Source organism: Ruegeria sp. BI11 (genome assembly GCF_056538005.1).
In genome coordinates, this window is the sequence record NZ_JBQFSM010000001.1 from 325721 (window position 1) to 343683 (window position 17963).

The following is a 17963-nucleotide window of genomic DNA, read 5'->3' on the forward strand; positions in this document are numbered from 1 at the left end:
ACTGGTAATGCTCAACACTCCTCATACTGCGCCCGCACTTGGGCCGCGCCATGTTGCTATTATCATGGACGGGAACGGACGCTGGGCGCAGGCGCGTGGACGGCCACGGTTATTCGGACACCACGCTGGGGCGCGACGCGTGCGAGAGGTGGTTGAAGCCTGCCCAGAGCTTGGCATCAAATATCTAACTGTTTTCGCCTTTTCCACCGAGAACTGGAAACGCACCCAGGCCGAGGTCGCTGGGCTGATGAGCCTGTTTCGGCGCTACATCATTAAAGAAACGCGAACCCTCAAGGAAAATGGTATCCGGGTGAGGTTCATCGGCGACCGGGTTCGTCTGGACGCCAAACTGACTGCCTTGATGGATGCGTTGGAAGAAGAAACCAAGGATAACGATCTGGTTCACCTGACGGTTGCTCTGAACTATGGCGGCCGGGATGAAGTTGCGAGGGCAACCAAACGCCTTGCACGGGACGTTGCCGAAGGGCGCTTGCGTCCCGAGAATGTGGATGAGGAAACACTGCCCAAATATTTGGATACGCATGTTCTTCCTGATCCCGACCTTGTCATCCGAACCAGCGGCGAAGCACGGATTTCGAACTTCCTGCTGTGGCAGTCTGCTTATTCAGAGTATGAATTCATCGACACGCTCTGGCCGGATTTCACTGCGGCCGAGTTGGAACGATTGTGCCGTAACTTCGGATCCCGCGAGCGCCGTTTTGGAGCAGTGTCGGTATGAGCGACGGCCGATGGTCTGACCTTAGCGCCCGTGTTTTGTCTGCCGCTGTGCTGGTGGTTATCGGCTCGGTCGAAGTTTGGCTGGGCGGTTTGTGGTTTGAAACTTTCATTGCAATTGCCTGCGGTCTGATGACCTGGGAATTGGTACGGATGATTGATCCGGACAAGGTCGGCGTGCGCATTCAGCTTGGCATCCTGACCGGAGTGGCCGTTCTGGTCAGCTATCACGTGCCACCGCTTTTCAAACTGCCGATTCTGGTGGCTCCGTCCTTGGTTGGGGCAGGGCAGGTCGGTCGTTCGAAAGCAATCTTTACGCTGTTCGCCATCTGGATTGCCGCGTCTGGTCTGGGCTTTATCTCAATCCGCGAGACGATGGGTTTTGGCTGGATGGTGTGGCTGATCTCAGTCGTCGTTGCGACAGACGTGGCCGGGTATTTTGTTGGCAAAACCTTTGGTGGCCCTAAATTCTGGCCCAAAGTTAGCCCCAAGAAAACATGGTCGGGTACTGCCGGAGGTTGGGCCGCGGCGGCCATCGTGGGTGCCATTTTTGCAATCTATGCAGGATTTGGGTTCATGTTTGTTTTGATCTCAGTTTTGGCTTCTATGGCCAGCCAGGCCGGAGATATCGTCGAAAGTGCGACCAAGCGGAAATTCGGGGTCAAGGACAGCTCGAACCTGATCCCGGGACATGGCGGGTTTCTCGACCGGTTTGATGGGATGATGGGGGCGGCCCTGTTCGTTCTGATAGCGGGGCTGATCTATTCCCCCGGAGGCATGTAATGCGCAGAGTTTCCATTTTTGGCGCGACCGGATCGGTTGGACAGAACACTATCGATTTGATCGACCGAAACCCTTCCGCCTATGACGTGGTAGCGCTGACTGGCGGGGCCAACATCGAAAAGCTAGCAAACGACGCGCGCCGCCTGAACGCCGATCTGGCCGTGACTGCCCATGAGGACCGGTTAGAGGACTTGCGTGCCGCGCTTTTCGGAAGTGGCATCGAAGTTGCCGCCGGGCAGGCTGCGTTGACCGAAGCCGGAGCACGGCCGACGGATTGGGTCATGTCGGCCATTGTAGGCGCTGCCGGATTGCCGCCTGGTCTTGAGGCGTTGAAACAAGGTGCCACACTAGCGCTGGCAAACAAGGAAACACTAGTCTGCGCCGGGCCTTTGGTGTTGGAGACGGCTCGGAAACACAATGCCCGCCTTTTGCCGGTAGATAGCGAACATTCCGCCGTGTTTCAGGCGCTGGTCGGTGAGGATATGAGCGCGGTCGAGCGGATCATTATCACCGCCAGCGGTGGTGCTTTCCGGGATTGGCCGCTGAATGAGTTGGCCAACGCGACGGTTGAACAAGCCTCGAGCCATCCGAACTGGGACATGGGCCAGCGTATCACTATCGACAGTGCGTCGATGTTCAACAAAGCATTAGAAGTAATTGAAACGCGAGAATTCTTTGGCGTTTCTCCGGAGCAGATCGAAGTTTTAGTGCATCCCGAATCCATAGTGCACTCTCTGGTCGGTTTCAACGACGGCGCGGTCATGGCCCATATGGGCGCGCCGGACATGCGGCATGCAATCGGGTATGCGCTGCACTGGCCGGAACGGCGTGAGTTGCCGGTTGAACGGTTGAACCTAGCGAAACTGGGTCAACTGCGCTTTCAGGACCCGGACGAGGCCCGCTATCCGGCTCTGCGCCTTGCCCGCAACGTTATGCAGCGTGGCGGCCTGTCCGGAGCCGTGTTCAACGCCGCAAAAGAGCGAGCGCTGGACCTGTTCATCGCTCGCCGGGTCAGCTTTCCCGAGATGGCCCGGATCGTGGAAACCGTTCTGGACAGATTTGAGGCGTCAGACGGCCTTCTAGATGCCTCTTTAACCCTTGATAACGTACTGCAAACGGACCATCTGGCACGTAAGTGGGCCGATGAAGCCGTGATGCAGAAAGCAGGATAGAAACTTGGACGTACTCTCTCTGATCCCTCAATTCGGCAACCTGCTTTATACCATCGTTGCCTTTGTGATCGCTCTGTCCATCATCGTCGCGGTGCATGAATATGGCCATTATATTGTCGGTCGTTGGTCCGGCATCCATGCCGAGGTATTCTCGATAGGTTTTGGCCCGGTGTTGTGGAGCCGTGTCGACAAGCGTGGAACCCGCTGGCAGATCGCGGCGTTGCCTTTTGGAGGCTACGTTAAATTCCTAGGGGACGCCAACGCCGCATCGGGCAAAGACGAAGGCGCGATGCAGGAAATCACCGAACAAAGTCCCGAAGAACTGCGCCGGACCATGCATGGCGCCCCCTTGTGGGCACGGGCAGCCACGGTTGCGGCGGGGCCAGTGTTCAACTTCGTGATGTCCATTGTGGTGTTCGGCCTTATCTTTATGTCTCAGGGCGTTACGCGTGATCCTTTGACCGTTGGCGAGCTGCGGTCACTGCCCGGTACGGTTCAGGAGCTGCAGGACGGGGATGAGATCGTCGCCATTGCGGGCCTGCCGGTTCCGGATTTCGATCAGCAGGGGACCTGGTCCGATTTTACTGATGCGTTACCAGTGGAACCGGAACTGGATTACACAGTGATCCGCGATGGGCAGACACTGGATGTGTCCGGCCCCTGGCTATTCCCGGCGCTCATCCAACAAGTCGTTCCACGCAGTGCGGCAATGGACATTGATCTGAAATCCGGTGACGTCATTACGGCTGTCAACGGCGACCCGATTTTTGCCTTTGAGCAACTCAAAGAGCATGTTGAGGGATCGGATGGTAAGGTTCTATTGCTCAATGTCTGGCGCGACGGGGCCGAGCTTGAATTTGCATTGGCCCCACGTCGCACGGATGAGCCACAGCCCGAAGGTGGCTTTGTAACGCATTGGCGCATTGGGATTGTGGGCGGTATGGCTCTGGAACCCGCAACCGAACCAGCGGGTATTTTTGCCTCGCTTTCGGGTGGTGTGCAGCAGACCATTCGCATTGTCGACGGCTCTTTGTCCGGCGTCTGGCACATGGTGACAGGGGCAATCAGCACCTGCAACATATCCGGTCCTATCGGTATTGCAGAAACTTCCGGGGCAATGGCCAGCCAAGGTGCACAGAATTTCATTTTCTTCATTGCTGTTCTGTCGACAGCCGTTGGCCTTCTGAACCTGTTTCCTATCCCTGCGTTGGATGGCGGGCACTTGGTTTTCTATGCCTACGAGGCCATAGCAGGCAAACCACCCAGCGATGGTGTATTGCGGGTACTGATGGGCGTTGGTGTGTCGCTGATTCTTGCACTGATGGTCTTTTCTGTTACCAACGATTTGTTCTGCTGAATGTGGCGATGACCCCAAGAAATCGCCGCAATTCCGCCTCAATTTCAGCGTAGCTTATTGCCTGAAATTGAACCGTGTCAGAGGAAATGATGACAAAGGCCCTGCGTAAATCCGCCAAAAGCTTTGGGTGCCTGTTCGTGTTGAACTGGGACACATTGCTGTTCTTCGGTGCGACCGCTGTCGCGATGGGTGGTTGGGCATATTTGATCACCATGTGATTCTTAACACTGGTTGTGAAAGTTTTAAGAAGCGGCCTTCGGGCCGCTTTGTGTTTTGGTCTTTTGACAAGGCTAAATATTCTCGCTAATCAGCATTAAAGTCCAAAAATATTGGGTAGTGAAAAATATGACTGACAGGCGAGGCGCGGGCACATCCTGCGGGCGGCAGAAGCCAGAAAACAAGATTTTGTGGCGGTCACTAGCGGTAATTTTCTTTTTTACATTGGTAGCTTTTGGGTCGCTTCCGCAGGGCGCATGGGCGCAGAATTTCGTCTTCAATTCGTTTGATGTCGAAGGAAACCAGCGCATCGAAACATCGACCATTATTGCACGTACCGGGATCGAACCCGGTCAGTCGGTTACAGCGGGTGAACTGAATGACGCCTATCAGCGTTTGCTTGACAGTGGTGTTTTTGAGACAGTCGAGTTGACGCCGCGTGGCAATACATTGGTGATTGCGGTCGCAGAATACCCGACGATCAACCAGATCAGTATTGAAGGAAACAGCCGCGTCAAGGATGACGTGCTGCTCGAGGCGCTCTCGTCTGAACCGCGCCGGGTGTTCACACCCCAGGTTGCGGAAGCGGACGCCGACTTGATTGCTCAAATCTACTCGTCCCAAGGGCGGGTGTCGGCCACGGTCATTCCCCGCATCATTCGCCGCAGTGACAACCGTGTCGACCTGGTGTTTGAAGTCGCCGAAGGTACCACCATTGAAGTCGAACGCGTCAGCTTTGTCGGCAACCGTGCCTATTCTGATCGACGTTTGCGCCGCGTTCTAGAATCCAAGCAGGCGAATATTCTGCGGACATTCGTCAGTAGCGACACTTTCATCGCCGACCGGATTGAGTTTGATAAACAGGTAATCAGGGACTTTTACTTGTCCCGCGGTTATGTCGACTTCCGCGTCAACAGCGCGAATGTGGAATTCACCCGTGAACGTGATGCCTTCTTTTTGGTGATGAATATCACGGAAGGTCAAAAATTCTCGTTTGGCCAAATCAGCACGGTTAGCGAAATTCCAGGGGTAGACGCTGCTCCGTATCAGGACGCGCTGAAAATTCGGCCAGGGGTTACCTATACGCCAACGCTGGTGGAAAACTCGATTGCGCGGATGGAGCGCTTGGGGATCAAGCAGGGCGTCGACTTTCTGCGGGTGGAGCCGCGCGTAACTCGCAATGCACGCGATTTGACGCTGGATGTTCAATTCGTGTTGACCAAAGGTCCGCGAATTTTTGTTGAGCGGATCGATATTGAGGGCAACACGACCACGCTGGACCGTGTGATCCGCCGCCAATTCGACACGGTGGAAGGTGACCCTTTCAACCCACGTGAGATTCGTCAGGCAGCGGAACGCATCCGGGCCCTGGGTTTCTTTGCGGTGGCTGATGTCGAGCCGCGCGAAGGGTCTACACCCAGTCAGGTGATCGTGGATGTGGATGTTGAGGAACAACCGACCGGCTCGCTGAGCCTGGGTGGTAGTTACTCGATTTCCGATGGTTTCGGCGTTGCTATTGGTCTGAGCGAATCCAATTTCCTTGGGCGCGGGCAAACCATTGGCGTTAACCTGTCGACCGCACAAGATGCCGAGCAATACACTCTGAACTTTTCTGAACCATACTTGTTGGGTCGCAAACTGCGGTTCGATATGGGGCTTGGGTTATCGACGACCAACTCGAGCTTTGCCAGCTATGACACCGAGACACTGTTCTTTCGACCGCAGCTGAGCTACGCGATCGGCGAACTGTCAGCACTGCGTCTACGCTACGGCTGGGAAAACAGTGAAATGACTCAGCAAAGCAATGAGGTCAACGGTGCGGTCATTTCCTCGGAAATTGCTCAGGGTGAGCGGACAACAAGTTCGCTGGGTCTCTCGTACGTCTATGACAGCCGGATTGGTGGTCTGAATCCTAATGCAGGTGTTCTGATTGAAGCAGGTATCGACGCAGCCGGATTAGGTGGGGACAACGAGTACTTCAAGACGACTGCACGTAGTATTGCGCAAACCCGAGTTTGGAACGAAGAAGTTGTTCTGCGGGCTACGGTGGAAGTTGGAGCCTTGCACTGGAGGGGCGATGATTTCAGCCGTACCATCGACCGTTTTGTTCTAGGGCCCAGCGTCTTCCGTGGGTTTGAGCCAGCTGGTCTCGGTCCGCGCGATCTGTCTAACGGTCAGGATGATGCAATCGGGGGTAACTATTATTGGGTCGCGCGCCTGGAATCGGATTTCCCACTGGGGTTACCCGAAGAATTTGGAATTCGTGGTGGCGTATTCTATGACTTCGGTAACCTGTACAATCTCAACGATGTAAATACCGCCGGGGCCAACATTGTTGGTGAAGACGGTTCTATCCGGCACGTGATTGGTGTTTCGGTGCTGTGGGAAACGCCGTTCGGTCCGCTGCGCTTTAACTTCTCGAAAGCGTTGAAAAAGGAAGACTTTGACAAAGAGCAGAACTTTGACCTGACGGTTCAGGCCCAGTTCTGATCCCTGGATGTTGGAAACTGTATTCATGAAGCTACAGGGCCCTTTTCGGGCCCTGTGCGTATTTCTGTTCCTCGCCTCTTCGGGCATCGCTACGGCCCAACAACTGGGAGTCGCTCAAAGTAGCGTGGTGACTTTGTCAAGCGAGCGTTTGTTCGCCGAATCTGCTTTCGGTCAACGCGTCCTGCGTGAAATTGAGGTCGAAGGTATCCTTTTGGGGGAAGAAAACGAACGAATTGTGGCGGAGTTAAGCCGTGAGGAGAAGGTTCTGACGGAACAGCGGGCGACGATGACGGCTGAAGAGTTTCGCCCACTGGCCGATGCTTTCGACGAAAAAGTACAATCACACCGTGAAGGACAGCGCGCAAAACTGGACGTATTGGCGCGTCGTAGTGAAGAGGCCCGGCAGAAGTTCCTGGAACTCGCGAGACCAGTATTGATAGATTTGCTGCGCGAATCTGGTGCTTCGATCATTATCGAGCGATCTAATGTATTTCTAAGCTCGGATCGCACCGATATTACCGATGCTGCCATTGTGCGGATCAATGCGGTTATCGGCGATGGCAGCACTGTCGAAAACGGGTCCATCGAATAGGTTTGCTTGCCCTTATGGCGTGGTATTGCTAACCACGCCGCAAACAGAAATCCAGAATGGGACAACGACACCATGAGCACGGAAACCAAAAGCGCCGATATCCAGTTGATCCAACGGATCTTGCCGCATCGCTATCCGTTTCTGTTGGTGGACAAGGTGGTTGATATCTCGGGCTATCAGTCGGCCGTTGGCATCAAGAACGTCACCATGAACGAGCCCCATTTTCAGGGCCATTTCCCCGGAACTCCAATCATGCCGGGCGTCACTATTGTCGAGGCGATGGCGCAGACGGCAGGTGTGATGTTGGGCGTCGGCATGGACGTGATCGACAGTGAGCTGCTGATCTATTTCATGAACATCGACAAGTGCAAATTCCGTCGAAAAGTGGTCCCGGGTGACGTGCTTGAGATGCACGTGGACACCGTGCGCGGCAAGAAGGGCGGAAAGATCTTCAAGTTCAGTGGCAGGGCGACCGTTGATGGTGAAGTTGCAGCCGAGGCTGAATTCTCAGCTTATGTTGATTGGGACATGGAAAAAACAACATGAGTGGCATCCACCAAAGCGCAATCATCGAAGAAGGTGCGCAGATCGGTGAGGGCTGCACAATCGGTCCGTTCTGCTTTGTCGGTAGTCAGGTCAAACTAGCTGACCGGGTTGAATTGAAATCGCATGTCGTGGTGACCGGCGATACCTCAATCGGAGAAGATACCGTCATCTTCAATTTTTCGGTGATCGGAGAAATTCCGCAGGATTTGAAGTTTGGTGGTGAGGACACGCGGCTGGAGATCGGCAAGCGCAACCGCATTCGCGAGCATGTGACGGTGAATACCGGAACCGAAGGCGGCGGCGGTGTCACCCGGATCGGCGACGACTGTTTATTTATGGCCGGTGTGCATGTGGCGCATGACGTTCAGATCGGCAACCGTGTGATCATGGTGAACCACGCCGGTGCCGCTGGTCACTGTGTCATCGAAGATGATGTGATCGTTGGTGGTATTTCCGGTCTGCACCAGTGGGTGCGCGTGGGTCGTGGTGCGATCATCGGTGCACTGACAATGGTGGCCAACGATGTGATCCCCTACGGCTTGGTTCAGGCACCGCGGGGCGAGTTGGACGGGCTGAATCTTGTTGGCCTCAAACGGCGCGGCGTCTCACGGGAGGATATCTCGGCCCTGCGTGCAGCATTCCGCGAATTGTCGACCGGCGATGGCACTTTCATGGAGCGGGCGCACCGAGTGGGCGCGGATAACGAAAGCGAATACGTGCAGCGGATCGTGGATTTCGTGACCGGCCAAACGGATCGCTCGTTCCTAACGCCGAGGAAATAATCCGATGCTGGCATTGATTGCTGGAACAGGCGCATTGCCGGGCGAAGTGGTTGGCCGTCTTTCTGACCGCCCGCTGATCTGTGCAATGGAAGGGTTCACGCCCGACGCGCTGACGGCGGATATCGTCTTTCCGTTGGAACAGTTGGGAAGCTTCCTTGCAGAGCTGCAAGCCCGAGGCGTGACCGAGATTTGCATGGCAGGCACGGTTCGCCGGCCCGCTATCGATCCGTCACGGATTGACGCGGCCACGATGCCCTTGGTTCCGGTATTGCAACAGGCGATGATGTCCGGGGATGATGGGGCTTTGCGGGCCGTGATTGGGATATTCGAGAACGCCGGGCTGACTGTCCGCGCCGCGCACGAGATCGCACCGGCATTGTTGCCCCAACTCGGTTGCCTGACCGAAGCGCAGCCGTCCGAGACTGATCTGTCCGATGCGGACAGGGCGGTGGGTATTTTGCGGGCCATGGGTGCGGCAGATATCGGTCAGACCTGTGCGGTGTCCAAAGGGCAGGCGCTTGCGGTCGAAAGCATCTATGGCACCGATTGGATGCTGCAATCCCTAACGCAACGGCCTGATGCGGGGGGGGGAGTTCTGTTCAAAGCGCCTAAACCCGATCAGGATCGACGCGCTGACTTGCCGACCATTGGTCCGGACACCGTATCTGGTGCTGTAGCCGCCGGGCTGGCGGGTATTGTCATCGAAAAAGGTGGCGTAATCGTGCTGCAGCAGGATCGCGTGATCGACGAATGCAATCGTCTGGGCCTGTTCCTGTATGTGCGCGAGCGGACCATCTGATGCGGGTCTTCCTGGTCGCCGGTGAACCTTCGGGCGACCGTTTGGGCGGCGCATTGATGGAAGGGCTGCGCAGCCTTGTACCCGATATTCGGTTCGACGGGGTTGGCGGACCACTGATGCAGGCGCAAGGCTTGGAGAGCCGCTTTCCGATGACCGAGTTGTCAGTCATGGGATTGATCGAGGTTCTGCCCAAGTTCTTCCACTTGAAACGCCGGATTGCCGAAACCGCTCAGGCCGTTCTTGATACGCAGCCCGATGTACTGATCACCATCGACAGTCCTGACTTCTCACTGCGCGTCGCCAAGTTGGTCAAAGCGCAGAGCGATATCAGAACTGTGCATTACGTCGCCCCCAGTGTCTGGGCCTGGCGACCGGGACGCGCCGACAAGATGGCCAAGGTGATCGACCACGTGTTGGCTCTGCTGCCATTCGAGCCGCCCTATATGGAACGCGCGGGGATGGAGTGCGATTTCGTCGGCCATCCGGTGGCCAGCGAACCAGTGGCCTCAGACAAGGATATCCAAGAGTTTCGCGCGGCCTACGATCTTGGTGAAGCACCGATTATTCTGGCCCTTCCGGGCTCGCGAGGGGGTGAGATTGAGCGTCTGGCCCCAATCTTTGGTGAGGCGCTGAGACTTTATCTGAGCGACAGGCCGGACGCGCGCGTTGTGGTACCCGCAGTCGCGCATATGGTGGATACCGTCACTGAGCATATGCGGAGCTGGCCCGGAAGTCCTGTTGTCGTCGATCCGCGCGAGATGCCTTCGGATCAGGCCCAAGCACAGAAACGGGCCGCGTTTGCGGCAGCGGAGTTGTCGCTGGCGGCTTCGGGTACAGTTTCGTTGGAATTGGCTGCACAAGCCACACCAATGGTAATTGCCTATAACCTGAACTGGCTGACCACTCTGATCGCCAAACGGATGGTCAAGCTAGATACTGTAACGCTCGTCAATCTGGTGGCCGAGACCCGGACAGTACCCGAGTGTTTGCTGGATGATTGCCAACCTGAACTGATCGCGGAAGCATTGAAACATGTAACCGATGCCCCCGATGCGCAGCGCGATGCCATGGCCATCACGATGGACCGTCTGGGGCGCGGAGGTGAGGCACCCGGATTGCGAGCTGCAAAGGCCGTTCTTGAACGGATGACGACCTGATGTTGGATTTCGTACTTTTCGGCCTGTCCGCTTTTATGGCGCAGATCTTGACCAATCTGGACAATTTGGCAGCGCTTTTGGCGCTGACATTGGTGTCAGGGGCCAAACGCTCGGTCTTTGGCTTCCTGCTTGCGCAGGTTATCGTGATCAGCGCAGCGCTTTTGCTAGCGCTGGGGGTCGAGGACGTGGTGCCGCATTGGGCCGGACATCTGGGCCTGATTCCGTTAAGCTTGGGAATCCTGGCGTTGATCCGGCGAAAGCGAGAGACCGACGCAGAAACCCATCCCAATCTGGACACCGGGGCATCGGTGATCATGATCACGCTGCTGTTCATTAGCCTGTCGATGGACACATTTGCCGTACTTGCGCCTCTGCTGGCCGACTCGGCGCCCACTTTCAGAACCGCTGGTGTGATCGGGGCCGTGCTGGCTGCAGTTGGTCTGGCAACTGTTGCGCTCTTGGGGGCAAAAGCGCCGTTCATGAGCGGCACGCTGGCCCGGCGGTTGGAACGGTTGGTTCCATATGTGATGATCTGTGCCGGGCTCTATATTCTCAGCAACTCGTGGACGGACGCGATTTAATAACCGCGCCAAATCCAGCCACCGCCAAAGATACGGCTGCCTTCCGAGGCGTAGAACACACATGCCTGACCGGGTGAGACGCCTTCTTCGGGCGTCAGCAGTTCAACCTCGGCCGTTGTATCCGACAGGGGCCGGATGATCGCCTCACGCGGGGGGCGGGTCGAGCGGACCTTAACCAGGACATGCCACTCATCGCGTGAGGTGAAGGGCTCATCCCCAAGCCAGTTGATTTCACGCACCGGAATGGTGCGGGTGGCCAGCATCTCTTTGGGACCGACAACAACCTGTTTTGCGTCGACGTCCAGTTTCACGACATATAAAGGCTCGCTAAGGCCGCCGATGCCCAGACCACGGCGTTGACCGATGGTATAGTGGATCACGCCGTTATGCTGGGCTAGAACGCGACCGTCGGCATGCACGATCTCACCGGGTTCCGCTGCGCCCGGACGCAGTTTTTCAATGACGCTGGCATAGTTGCCGTTGGGTACGAAACAGATGTCCTGACTGTCCGGCTTGTCGGCCACAGCCAGCCCATATAGTGCGGCCATCTCCCGAGTCGCGTCCTTTGAGGGTAGATGGCCCAGAGGGAAGCGGAGGAAGTCCAGCTGCTCGGGCGTAGTCGAGAACAGGAAATAGGACTGATCGCGGTTCGCGTCCTCTGCGCTGTGCAGCTCTGGCCCGTTAGGACCCATCTTGCGTTGGATATAGTGACCAGTAGCCATGCAGTCGGCCTCAAGATCCTTGGCCGTTTCCAGCAGGTCCTTGAACTTTACCCGTTCGTTGCAGCGGATGCAGGGCACCGGCGTCGCGCCTGCCAGATAGCTGTCGGCAAATTCGTCGATCACTGCATCTTTGAAGATATTCTCGTAATCCAGAACATAGTGCGGAAAACCGCGTTCCTCGGCTACACGCCGCGCGTCATGGATATCGATCCCCGCACAGCAGGCACCTTTTTTGGCCAACGCCGCGCCGTGATCATAAAGCTGCAGCGTTACGCCGACTACGTCATATCCCTGATCTGCCAGATGGGCGGCGACAACGGAACTGTCTACACCGCCAGACATTGCAACAACCACCCGCGTTTCTGAGGGCGGTTTGGCGAATCCAAGCGAATTGAGTTGGGTCTCGGCAGCGAGGGCCATGGTGATTCCAGTGCGGGTTAAGAAAGACCGGCAGAATATAAGAAAATTCTACACACTCTCAAGGGGCGGTTTCACTCAGCATTAAGTAGGCTTGAGGCAGCTTTGTCGCAGCACGAAGAGGATCAGAGAATGTTTTTGCACAAAGTTGAGGGTTCAAGATCCGTAACCCTACCGGATGGCACGGTTTTATCGCGTGCCGATCTGCCCCCAAAGGAGACGACGCGCTGGGTTGCATCACGCAAGGCGATCGTCGTGCGGGGGGTGGTTTATGGGCTTATCACGCTATCTGACGCCAAAAAGCGATACGGGTTGAGCGATGAGGAATTCAACGCCTGGGTTTCGGCTGTTGCCGAGCACGGAACAGACGCGTTGAAGGTGACTGCGTTAAAAAAATATCGACAACCTAAGGGGGAAAATGAATAAATGATTCAACGGTAACGTCAGATTAACCATTTTTAAGCAGGCTCAATTTGAATTGGTAAATTGACCCGAATTGGAGCAGTAAATGCGTATACTTCTTGTCGAGGATGATCCGACCACATCCAAAAGCATTGAACTGATGCTGACACACGCAAACCTGAACGTTTATGCGACGGACTTGGGCGAGGAAGGCATCGATCTGGCAAAACTCTATGATTACGATCTGATCCTGCTGGACCTGAATCTGCCCGACATGAATGGGCATGAAGTTCTACGGCAACTGCGTATCGCTCGGGTCGAAACGCCGATCCTGATTCTGTCGGGCGCCGATGATACTGAAAGCAAGATCAAAGGCTTCGGATTCGGCGCTGATGATTACATGACCAAGCCTTTCCATCGCGAAGAACTGGTGGCCCGTATCCACGCCATCATTCGCCGGTCAAAAGGGCATTCACAGTCCATCATCCACACTGGGCGGGTGGCTGTGAATCTTGATGCCAAAACGGTCGAGGTGGAGGGCAAGGCCGTTCATCTGACCGGCAAGGAATACCAGATGCTCGAGCTGTTGAGCCTGCGCAAAGGGACAACGCTGACAAAAGAGATGTTCCTGAACCACCTCTATGGCGGTATGGACGAGCCCGAGCTGAAAATCATCGACGTATTCATTTGTAAGCTGCGTAAAAAACTCAGCAACGCGACGGGCGGTGACAACTATATCGAGACCGTCTGGGGCAGGGGCTATGTCCTGCGTGATCCGCAAAGCAACAGTGTTGACGAAACACGGATGGCGGTTGGGGCTTGATTTGAACATGGCCGCCTGTGGTCCGGGGTGGCCGTTCTCACTCACTGAACAGCACGTCTGGACCTGACCATGACCTCGCCCTATCACTGAGGTCCAAGACTATATGACAGGGCGAGGCCATGAGCGAATTGATTCCGGTATCTGATCTGACTGAAGAAGCCGCGCGTGCCGAACTGGCGCAATTGGCCGAACAGTTGGCGCGGGCAAACACGCTGTATCACGGCGAAGACGCCCCCGAGATTTCAGACGCTGAGTATGATGAGCTCAAGCACAGAAACGCCCAAATCGAAACGCGTTTTCCACATTTGAAGCGCGCCGACAGCCCGTCGGATCAAGTTGGTGCGCGCCCGGCTGACGGTTTTTCGAAAATTACGCACGCCGTTCGCATGATGTCGCTGGGTAATGCGTTCGATGATGAAGACGTTCAGGATTTTGACCGCTCGATCCGAAAATATCTGGGATTAGATGCGTCTAAACCTTTAGCTTATACGGCCGAGCCTAAGATCGACGGTCTGTCGCTTTCGCTACGATATGAAAAGGGCAATTTGGTTCATGCTGCCACTCGCGGGGATGGAGAAGTGGGCGAAAACGTCACTGCGAATGCTCGGACGATCTCGGATATTCCTCAAACTTTGGAAAATGCGCCAGACGTTCTGGAGGTGCGGGGCGAGGTCTATATGTCCCATGAAGACTTCGAAAAGCTGAACGCGAGGCAGGAAGAGGCAGGAGAAAAACCTTTCGCCAACCCACGAAACGCGGCAGCGGGTTCCTTGCGGCAATTGGATTCATCCGTCACGCGATCCCGTCCGTTGCGGTTCTATGCTTATGCCTGGGGCGAGCTGTCCGAACCGTTGGCAGAAACCCAAATGAAGGCAATTGACCGGTTGCACGAGTTTGGATTCGTAACCAACCCGTTGACTCAACTGTGCGAAACGACAGATCAGATGCTGGCACATTACCGGGAGATCGAGGCGCAGCGGTCGACCCTTGGCTATGATATCGACGGTGTCGTCTACAAAGTGAACGATCTGTCGTTGCAAGCACGTCTGGGGTTCCGGTCCACAACCCCTCGCTGGGCGATTGCGCATAAGTTTCCGGCAGAGCTGGCCTGGACGCGGCTTGAAGCGATCGACATTCAGGTTGGCCGTACTGGGGCGCTCAGCCCGGTTGCCCGGTTACATCCGGTCACTGTCGGTGGTGTGGTCGTGTCAAACGCAACTTTGCACAACGAAGATTACATTGCAGGCCGTGACGCCAAGGGCGGTACCATCCGTGATGGTAAGGACATCCGGGTTGGGGATTGGGTGCAGGTCTACCGCGCGGGCGACGTGATTCCGAAACTGGCGGATGTCGACATCTCGAAACGACCCGAGGGGGCTGAACCGTTCCAGTTCCCCAAGACTTGCCCGCAATGCGGCAGTGACGCTGTCCGCGAAGAAGGCGACGCCGTGCGTCGCTGTACTGGCGGTGTTATCTGCCCGGCGCAAGCAGTTGAAAAGTTAAAACACTTTGTCTCTCGTAAGGCCTTCGATATCGAAGGTCTGGGGGCCAAGCAGATCGAGATGTTTTACGTTGATCCGGACCTGCCGATCAGAACTCCGGTTGATATATTCACATTGCAGGCGCGAGACGCCGGAAATCTGAACAAACTGGCCAATCGGAAAGGTTGGGGTGCGCAAAGTGCGGGCAACCTGTGGGAGGCCATCGACGAGAAACGCAAAATTCCCTTTGGTCGGCTGCTGTTTGCGTTAGGTATCAGGCATGTAGGAGAGGCCGCGTCCAACCTGATCGCAACACACTATGGAAATTGGAGAGACTTTGAACATGCCGTGACCACCGCGGCTGGGTTCGAAGGCCCTCAATGGGAAGATTTGCTGAGTGTTGATGGAGTCGGAGAGGTCATGGCCCGTGCCCTTGTTTCAGCCTTCGCGCAAGAGGCTGAGCGCGCCAGCATTGACGCCTTGGTTGCTCAGTTAGACGTGCAAGAGGTCAAGCGCCCTGATACTGCCGGTAGTCCTGTCGCAGGTAAAACAGTCGTCTTCACAGGCACGTTGGAAAAGATGACCCGCGCCGAAGCCAAAGCCCGGGCCGAAGCGATGGGGGCTAAGGTCTCGGGGTCGGTCAGTAAAAAGACCGACATTCTGGTGGCGGGACCCGGTGCAGGGTCCAAGGCCAAGAAAGCCGCTGAACTGGGCATTGAAACGCTGGATGAGGATGGCTGGCTGCAGCTGATCGGCACTGCATGAGTGGACGTCCGGAAAGCCTGTTCCCGCTGTTTGCGGGATTGGAAACGCTCGATGGTATCGGACCGAAGACGGCTCAGGTTCTCGTTCAGGCGGGGACAGACTCGCCGCGTGATGTTCTGTTCAGCCTGCCATATGCCGTCATTGATCGACGCCGCCGTGACACGATTCAGGGCGTTGACTTGCCAACGACTCTGACGGTTGAGGTTACGGTTGGAACCCATCGCCCCCCACGCAATAAGGGCGGCGCCTACCGGGTTAATGTCGAAGACAGTCAGGCGGACTTCCAACTGGTCTTTTTTCACGCGCGTGGCGACTACCTGAAACGTGTTCTGCCTGAGGGTTCTCGACGGGTGATTTCGGGCAAGCTGGAACTGTTCGACGGGATGGCGCAGATGGTTCATCCGGATCACATGCTGCCTGTTGAAGAGGCGCGGGACATACCGGATTTTGAACCGGTGTATCACCTGACACAGGGGATAACTCAAAAGAAAGCCTATAAAGCCGCCCGAAGCGCTTTGGCGCGAGCTCCGGTTTTGGCGGAATGGGTCGACCCCGCCTTGCTGGCGAAACAGGGGTGGCAGGATTGGGCTGCTGCCATTACCGCAGTGCACAGTCCGCAAGGTGCAGATGATGTGGCTGCTCATGCTCCGGCGCGAGAACGTTTGGCATATGACGAGTTGTTCGCGCATCAATTAACGCTGGCACTGGCGCGGCAGCGCGAGAGGAAGGCGCGGGGTCTTGTCAGCGTTGGCACGGGCGCTTTGCAGGCAAAGGTTCTTGCCAGCTTGCCATATCAACCCACCAAGGCGCAGCTGCGGGCCATTGATGATATCGCTGGCGATATGGCCTCGGATGCGCGGATGAACCGGTTGCTGCAAGGCGATGTAGGGGCGGGAAAAACACTGGTCGCCTTCATGGCCTTGCTAGTTGCGGTTGAGGCTGGTGGGCAGGGTGTCATGATGGCGCCGACCGAGATTTTGGCGCGGCAGCATCTGGAAGGTCTGCGTCCCTTGGCCGAAGAGGCCGGGGTTGTGCTGGAAATCCTCACTGGCCGCGATAAAGGCGCAGAACGGCGGGCAAAGCTCGAGGCGCTGAAAAACGGAAATATTCACATTCTGGTTGGCACTCATGCTGTGTTTCAAAGTGACGTGGAGTTCAGTGCGCTGCGACTGGCTATCGTTGATGAACAGCACAGGTTCGGTGTCCGGCAACGTATGGAGTTGTCGGAAAAAGGGCAGGGTGCGGATGTTCTGGTTATGACGGCCACCCCGATCCCGCGCAGCCTGGCGCTGGCGCAATACGGGGACATGGATGTGTCTGTGCTGGACGAAAAACCGCCCGGGCGGAAACCGATTAAAACCGCCGTTGTGAGCACGGATCGTATGGACGAGGTCGTGGCCCACCTGCGCCGGGCTATAGACGAAGGGCGGCAGTGCTATTGGGTTTGCCCTCTGGTCGATGAGTCTGAGGTTTCCGACCTGACGGCGGCTGAGGAACGTTTCAAACGCCTGCGCGCCATTCTGGGCGAAGGAACGGTCGGGCTGGTTCATGGTCAGATGCCACCGGCGGAAAAAGACGCGGCGATGAAGGCGTTTCAGGAGGGTCATACCAAGGTGCTGGTCGCCACAACCGTGATCGAAGTCGGTGTAAACGTCCCGAATGCCTCGATCATGGTCATTGAACGGGCCGAAATCTTTGGGCTGGCACAGTTGCACCAACTTCGCGGTCGCGTTGGTCGGGGTGAGGCGGATTCTACTTGTTTGTTGATGTACCAACCGCCGCTCAGTGAAGGCGGACGGAAACGTCTTGAAGTACTGCGTGAAACTGAAGATGGGTTTCGCATCTCCGAAACCGATCTGCAAATGCGTGGCGCTGGTGATCTGATCGGAACAGCACAATCAGGCTTACCCAAATTCCGGATCGCTGACTTGGAGCGCCAAGCCGGATTGATGGCGACAGCTCAGACTGATGCCCGCGCCCTGTTATCTGCTGACCCTCAATTGAAATCAGATCGGGGGCAGGCGGCGCGTGTTCTGCTGTGGCTTATGAAACAGGATCAGGCAATCCGTTTGATTTCAGTGGGTTAGGTTTTTTGTTCTTGTAAGTTCGCAAATGTTCTCAAAAAGTTCTTTACCGACTCGGC

At 56.2% G+C, this 17963-nt stretch carries 17 protein-coding genes; 16 read left to right on the forward strand and 1 reads right to left on the reverse strand.

The features are described from left to right. Window positions 1-7 precede the first annotated feature (7 nt). The 12 genes from ACR0DT_RS01550 to ACR0DT_RS01605 all read left to right on the forward strand — a co-directional run bounded on the left by ACR0DT_RS01550 (window position 8) and on the right by ACR0DT_RS01605 (window position 11210). Window positions 8-739, forward strand: coding sequence for an isoprenyl transferase (locus tag ACR0DT_RS01550; RefSeq protein ID WP_480709060.1), 732 nt, complete (start codon window positions 8-10; stop codon window positions 737-739). Beyond that, window positions 736-1518, forward strand: coding sequence for a phosphatidate cytidylyltransferase (locus ACR0DT_RS01555; RefSeq protein ID WP_480709061.1), 783 nt, complete (start codon window positions 736-738; stop codon window positions 1516-1518). The genes ACR0DT_RS01550 and ACR0DT_RS01555 overlap by 4 nt, the downstream gene beginning before the upstream one ends. After that, entirely contained in the window at window positions 1518-2690 is a 1173-nt protein-coding gene (gene dxr / locus ACR0DT_RS01560; RefSeq protein WP_480709062.1) for a 1-deoxy-D-xylulose-5-phosphate reductoisomerase, read from the forward strand. Before ACR0DT_RS01555 ends, dxr begins: the two co-directional genes overlap by 1 nt. A 4-nt stretch (window positions 2691-2694) precedes the next feature. Further along, complete coding sequence (rseP, locus tag ACR0DT_RS01565; RefSeq protein ID WP_480709063.1) at window positions 2695-4047, forward strand: RIP metalloprotease RseP; 1353 nt, start codon at window positions 2695-2697, stop codon at window positions 4045-4047. 89 nt (window positions 4048-4136) lie between these two features. Further along, window positions 4137-4265 carry a hypothetical protein gene (locus ACR0DT_RS01570; RefSeq protein WP_279385375.1) on the forward strand — a complete coding sequence of 43 codons (129 nt, stop codon included), beginning with the start codon at window positions 4137-4139 and terminating at the stop codon, window positions 4263-4265. Between the two features lie 127 nt (window positions 4266-4392). Continuing rightward, a complete protein-coding gene (gene bamA / locus ACR0DT_RS01575; protein WP_480709064.1) occupies window positions 4393-6753 on the forward strand; it encodes an outer membrane protein assembly factor BamA in 2361 nt (786 codons plus the stop codon). Between the two features lie 25 nt (window positions 6754-6778). Then, a complete protein-coding gene (locus ACR0DT_RS01580; protein WP_480709065.1) occupies window positions 6779-7345 on the forward strand; it encodes an OmpH/Skp family outer membrane protein in 567 nt (188 codons plus the stop codon). A gap of 72 nt (window positions 7346-7417) precedes the next feature. Continuing rightward, entirely contained in the window at window positions 7418-7891 is a 474-nt protein-coding gene (fabZ, locus tag ACR0DT_RS01585; protein WP_480709066.1) for a 3-hydroxyacyl-ACP dehydratase FabZ, read from the forward strand. Continuing rightward, window positions 7888-8673 (forward strand): acyl-ACP--UDP-N-acetylglucosamine O-acyltransferase, encoded by a 786-nt coding sequence (gene lpxA, locus ACR0DT_RS01590; RefSeq protein WP_480709067.1) that lies wholly within the window; start codon window positions 7888-7890, stop codon window positions 8671-8673. Before fabZ ends, lpxA begins: the two co-directional genes overlap by 4 nt. 4 nt (window positions 8674-8677) lie before the next feature. Continuing rightward, on the forward strand, window positions 8678-9472 hold the full coding sequence (locus ACR0DT_RS01595; RefSeq protein WP_480709068.1) for an LpxI family protein: 795 nt from the start codon (window positions 8678-8680) through the stop codon (window positions 9470-9472). Beyond that, complete coding sequence (lpxB, locus tag ACR0DT_RS01600; protein WP_480709069.1) at window positions 9472-10629, forward strand: lipid-A-disaccharide synthase; 1158 nt, start codon at window positions 9472-9474, stop codon at window positions 10627-10629. Before ACR0DT_RS01595 ends, lpxB begins: the two co-directional genes overlap by 1 nt. After that, entirely contained in the window at window positions 10629-11210 is a 582-nt protein-coding gene (locus ACR0DT_RS01605; protein WP_480709070.1) for a cadmium resistance transporter, read from the forward strand. The genes lpxB and ACR0DT_RS01605 overlap by 1 nt, the downstream gene beginning before the upstream one ends. Here the strand turns inward: ACR0DT_RS01605 and mnmA are convergent. After that, window positions 11207-12352 carry a tRNA 2-thiouridine(34) synthase MnmA gene (gene mnmA, locus ACR0DT_RS01610; protein WP_480709071.1) on the reverse strand — a complete coding sequence of 382 codons (1146 nt, stop codon included), beginning with the start codon at window positions 12350-12352 and terminating at the stop codon, window positions 11207-11209. The genes ACR0DT_RS01605 and mnmA overlap by 4 nt on opposite strands. A gap of 129 nt (window positions 12353-12481) precedes the next feature. On the opposite strand from mnmA, the gene sciP reads away from it, so the two are divergent. The 4 genes from sciP to recG all read left to right on the forward strand — a co-directional run bounded on the left by sciP (window position 12482) and on the right by recG (window position 17907). Then, complete coding sequence (sciP, locus tag ACR0DT_RS01615; RefSeq protein WP_480709072.1) at window positions 12482-12775, forward strand: CtrA inhibitor SciP; 294 nt, start codon at window positions 12482-12484, stop codon at window positions 12773-12775. 82 nt (window positions 12776-12857) lie between these two features. Then, entirely contained in the window at window positions 12858-13574 is a 717-nt protein-coding gene (gene ctrA, locus ACR0DT_RS01620; RefSeq protein WP_480709073.1) for a response regulator transcription factor CtrA, read from the forward strand. A 119-nt stretch (window positions 13575-13693) separates the two neighbouring features. After that, window positions 13694-15820, forward strand: coding sequence for an NAD-dependent DNA ligase LigA (gene ligA, locus ACR0DT_RS01625; RefSeq protein ID WP_480709074.1), 2127 nt, complete (start codon window positions 13694-13696; stop codon window positions 15818-15820). Then, window positions 15817-17907: an ATP-dependent DNA helicase RecG gene (gene recG, locus ACR0DT_RS01630; RefSeq protein ID WP_480709075.1), complete on the forward strand. Its 2091-nt coding sequence runs from the start codon at window positions 15817-15819 to the stop codon at window positions 17905-17907. Before ligA ends, recG begins: the two co-directional genes overlap by 4 nt. Window positions 17908-17963 lie beyond the last annotated feature (56 nt).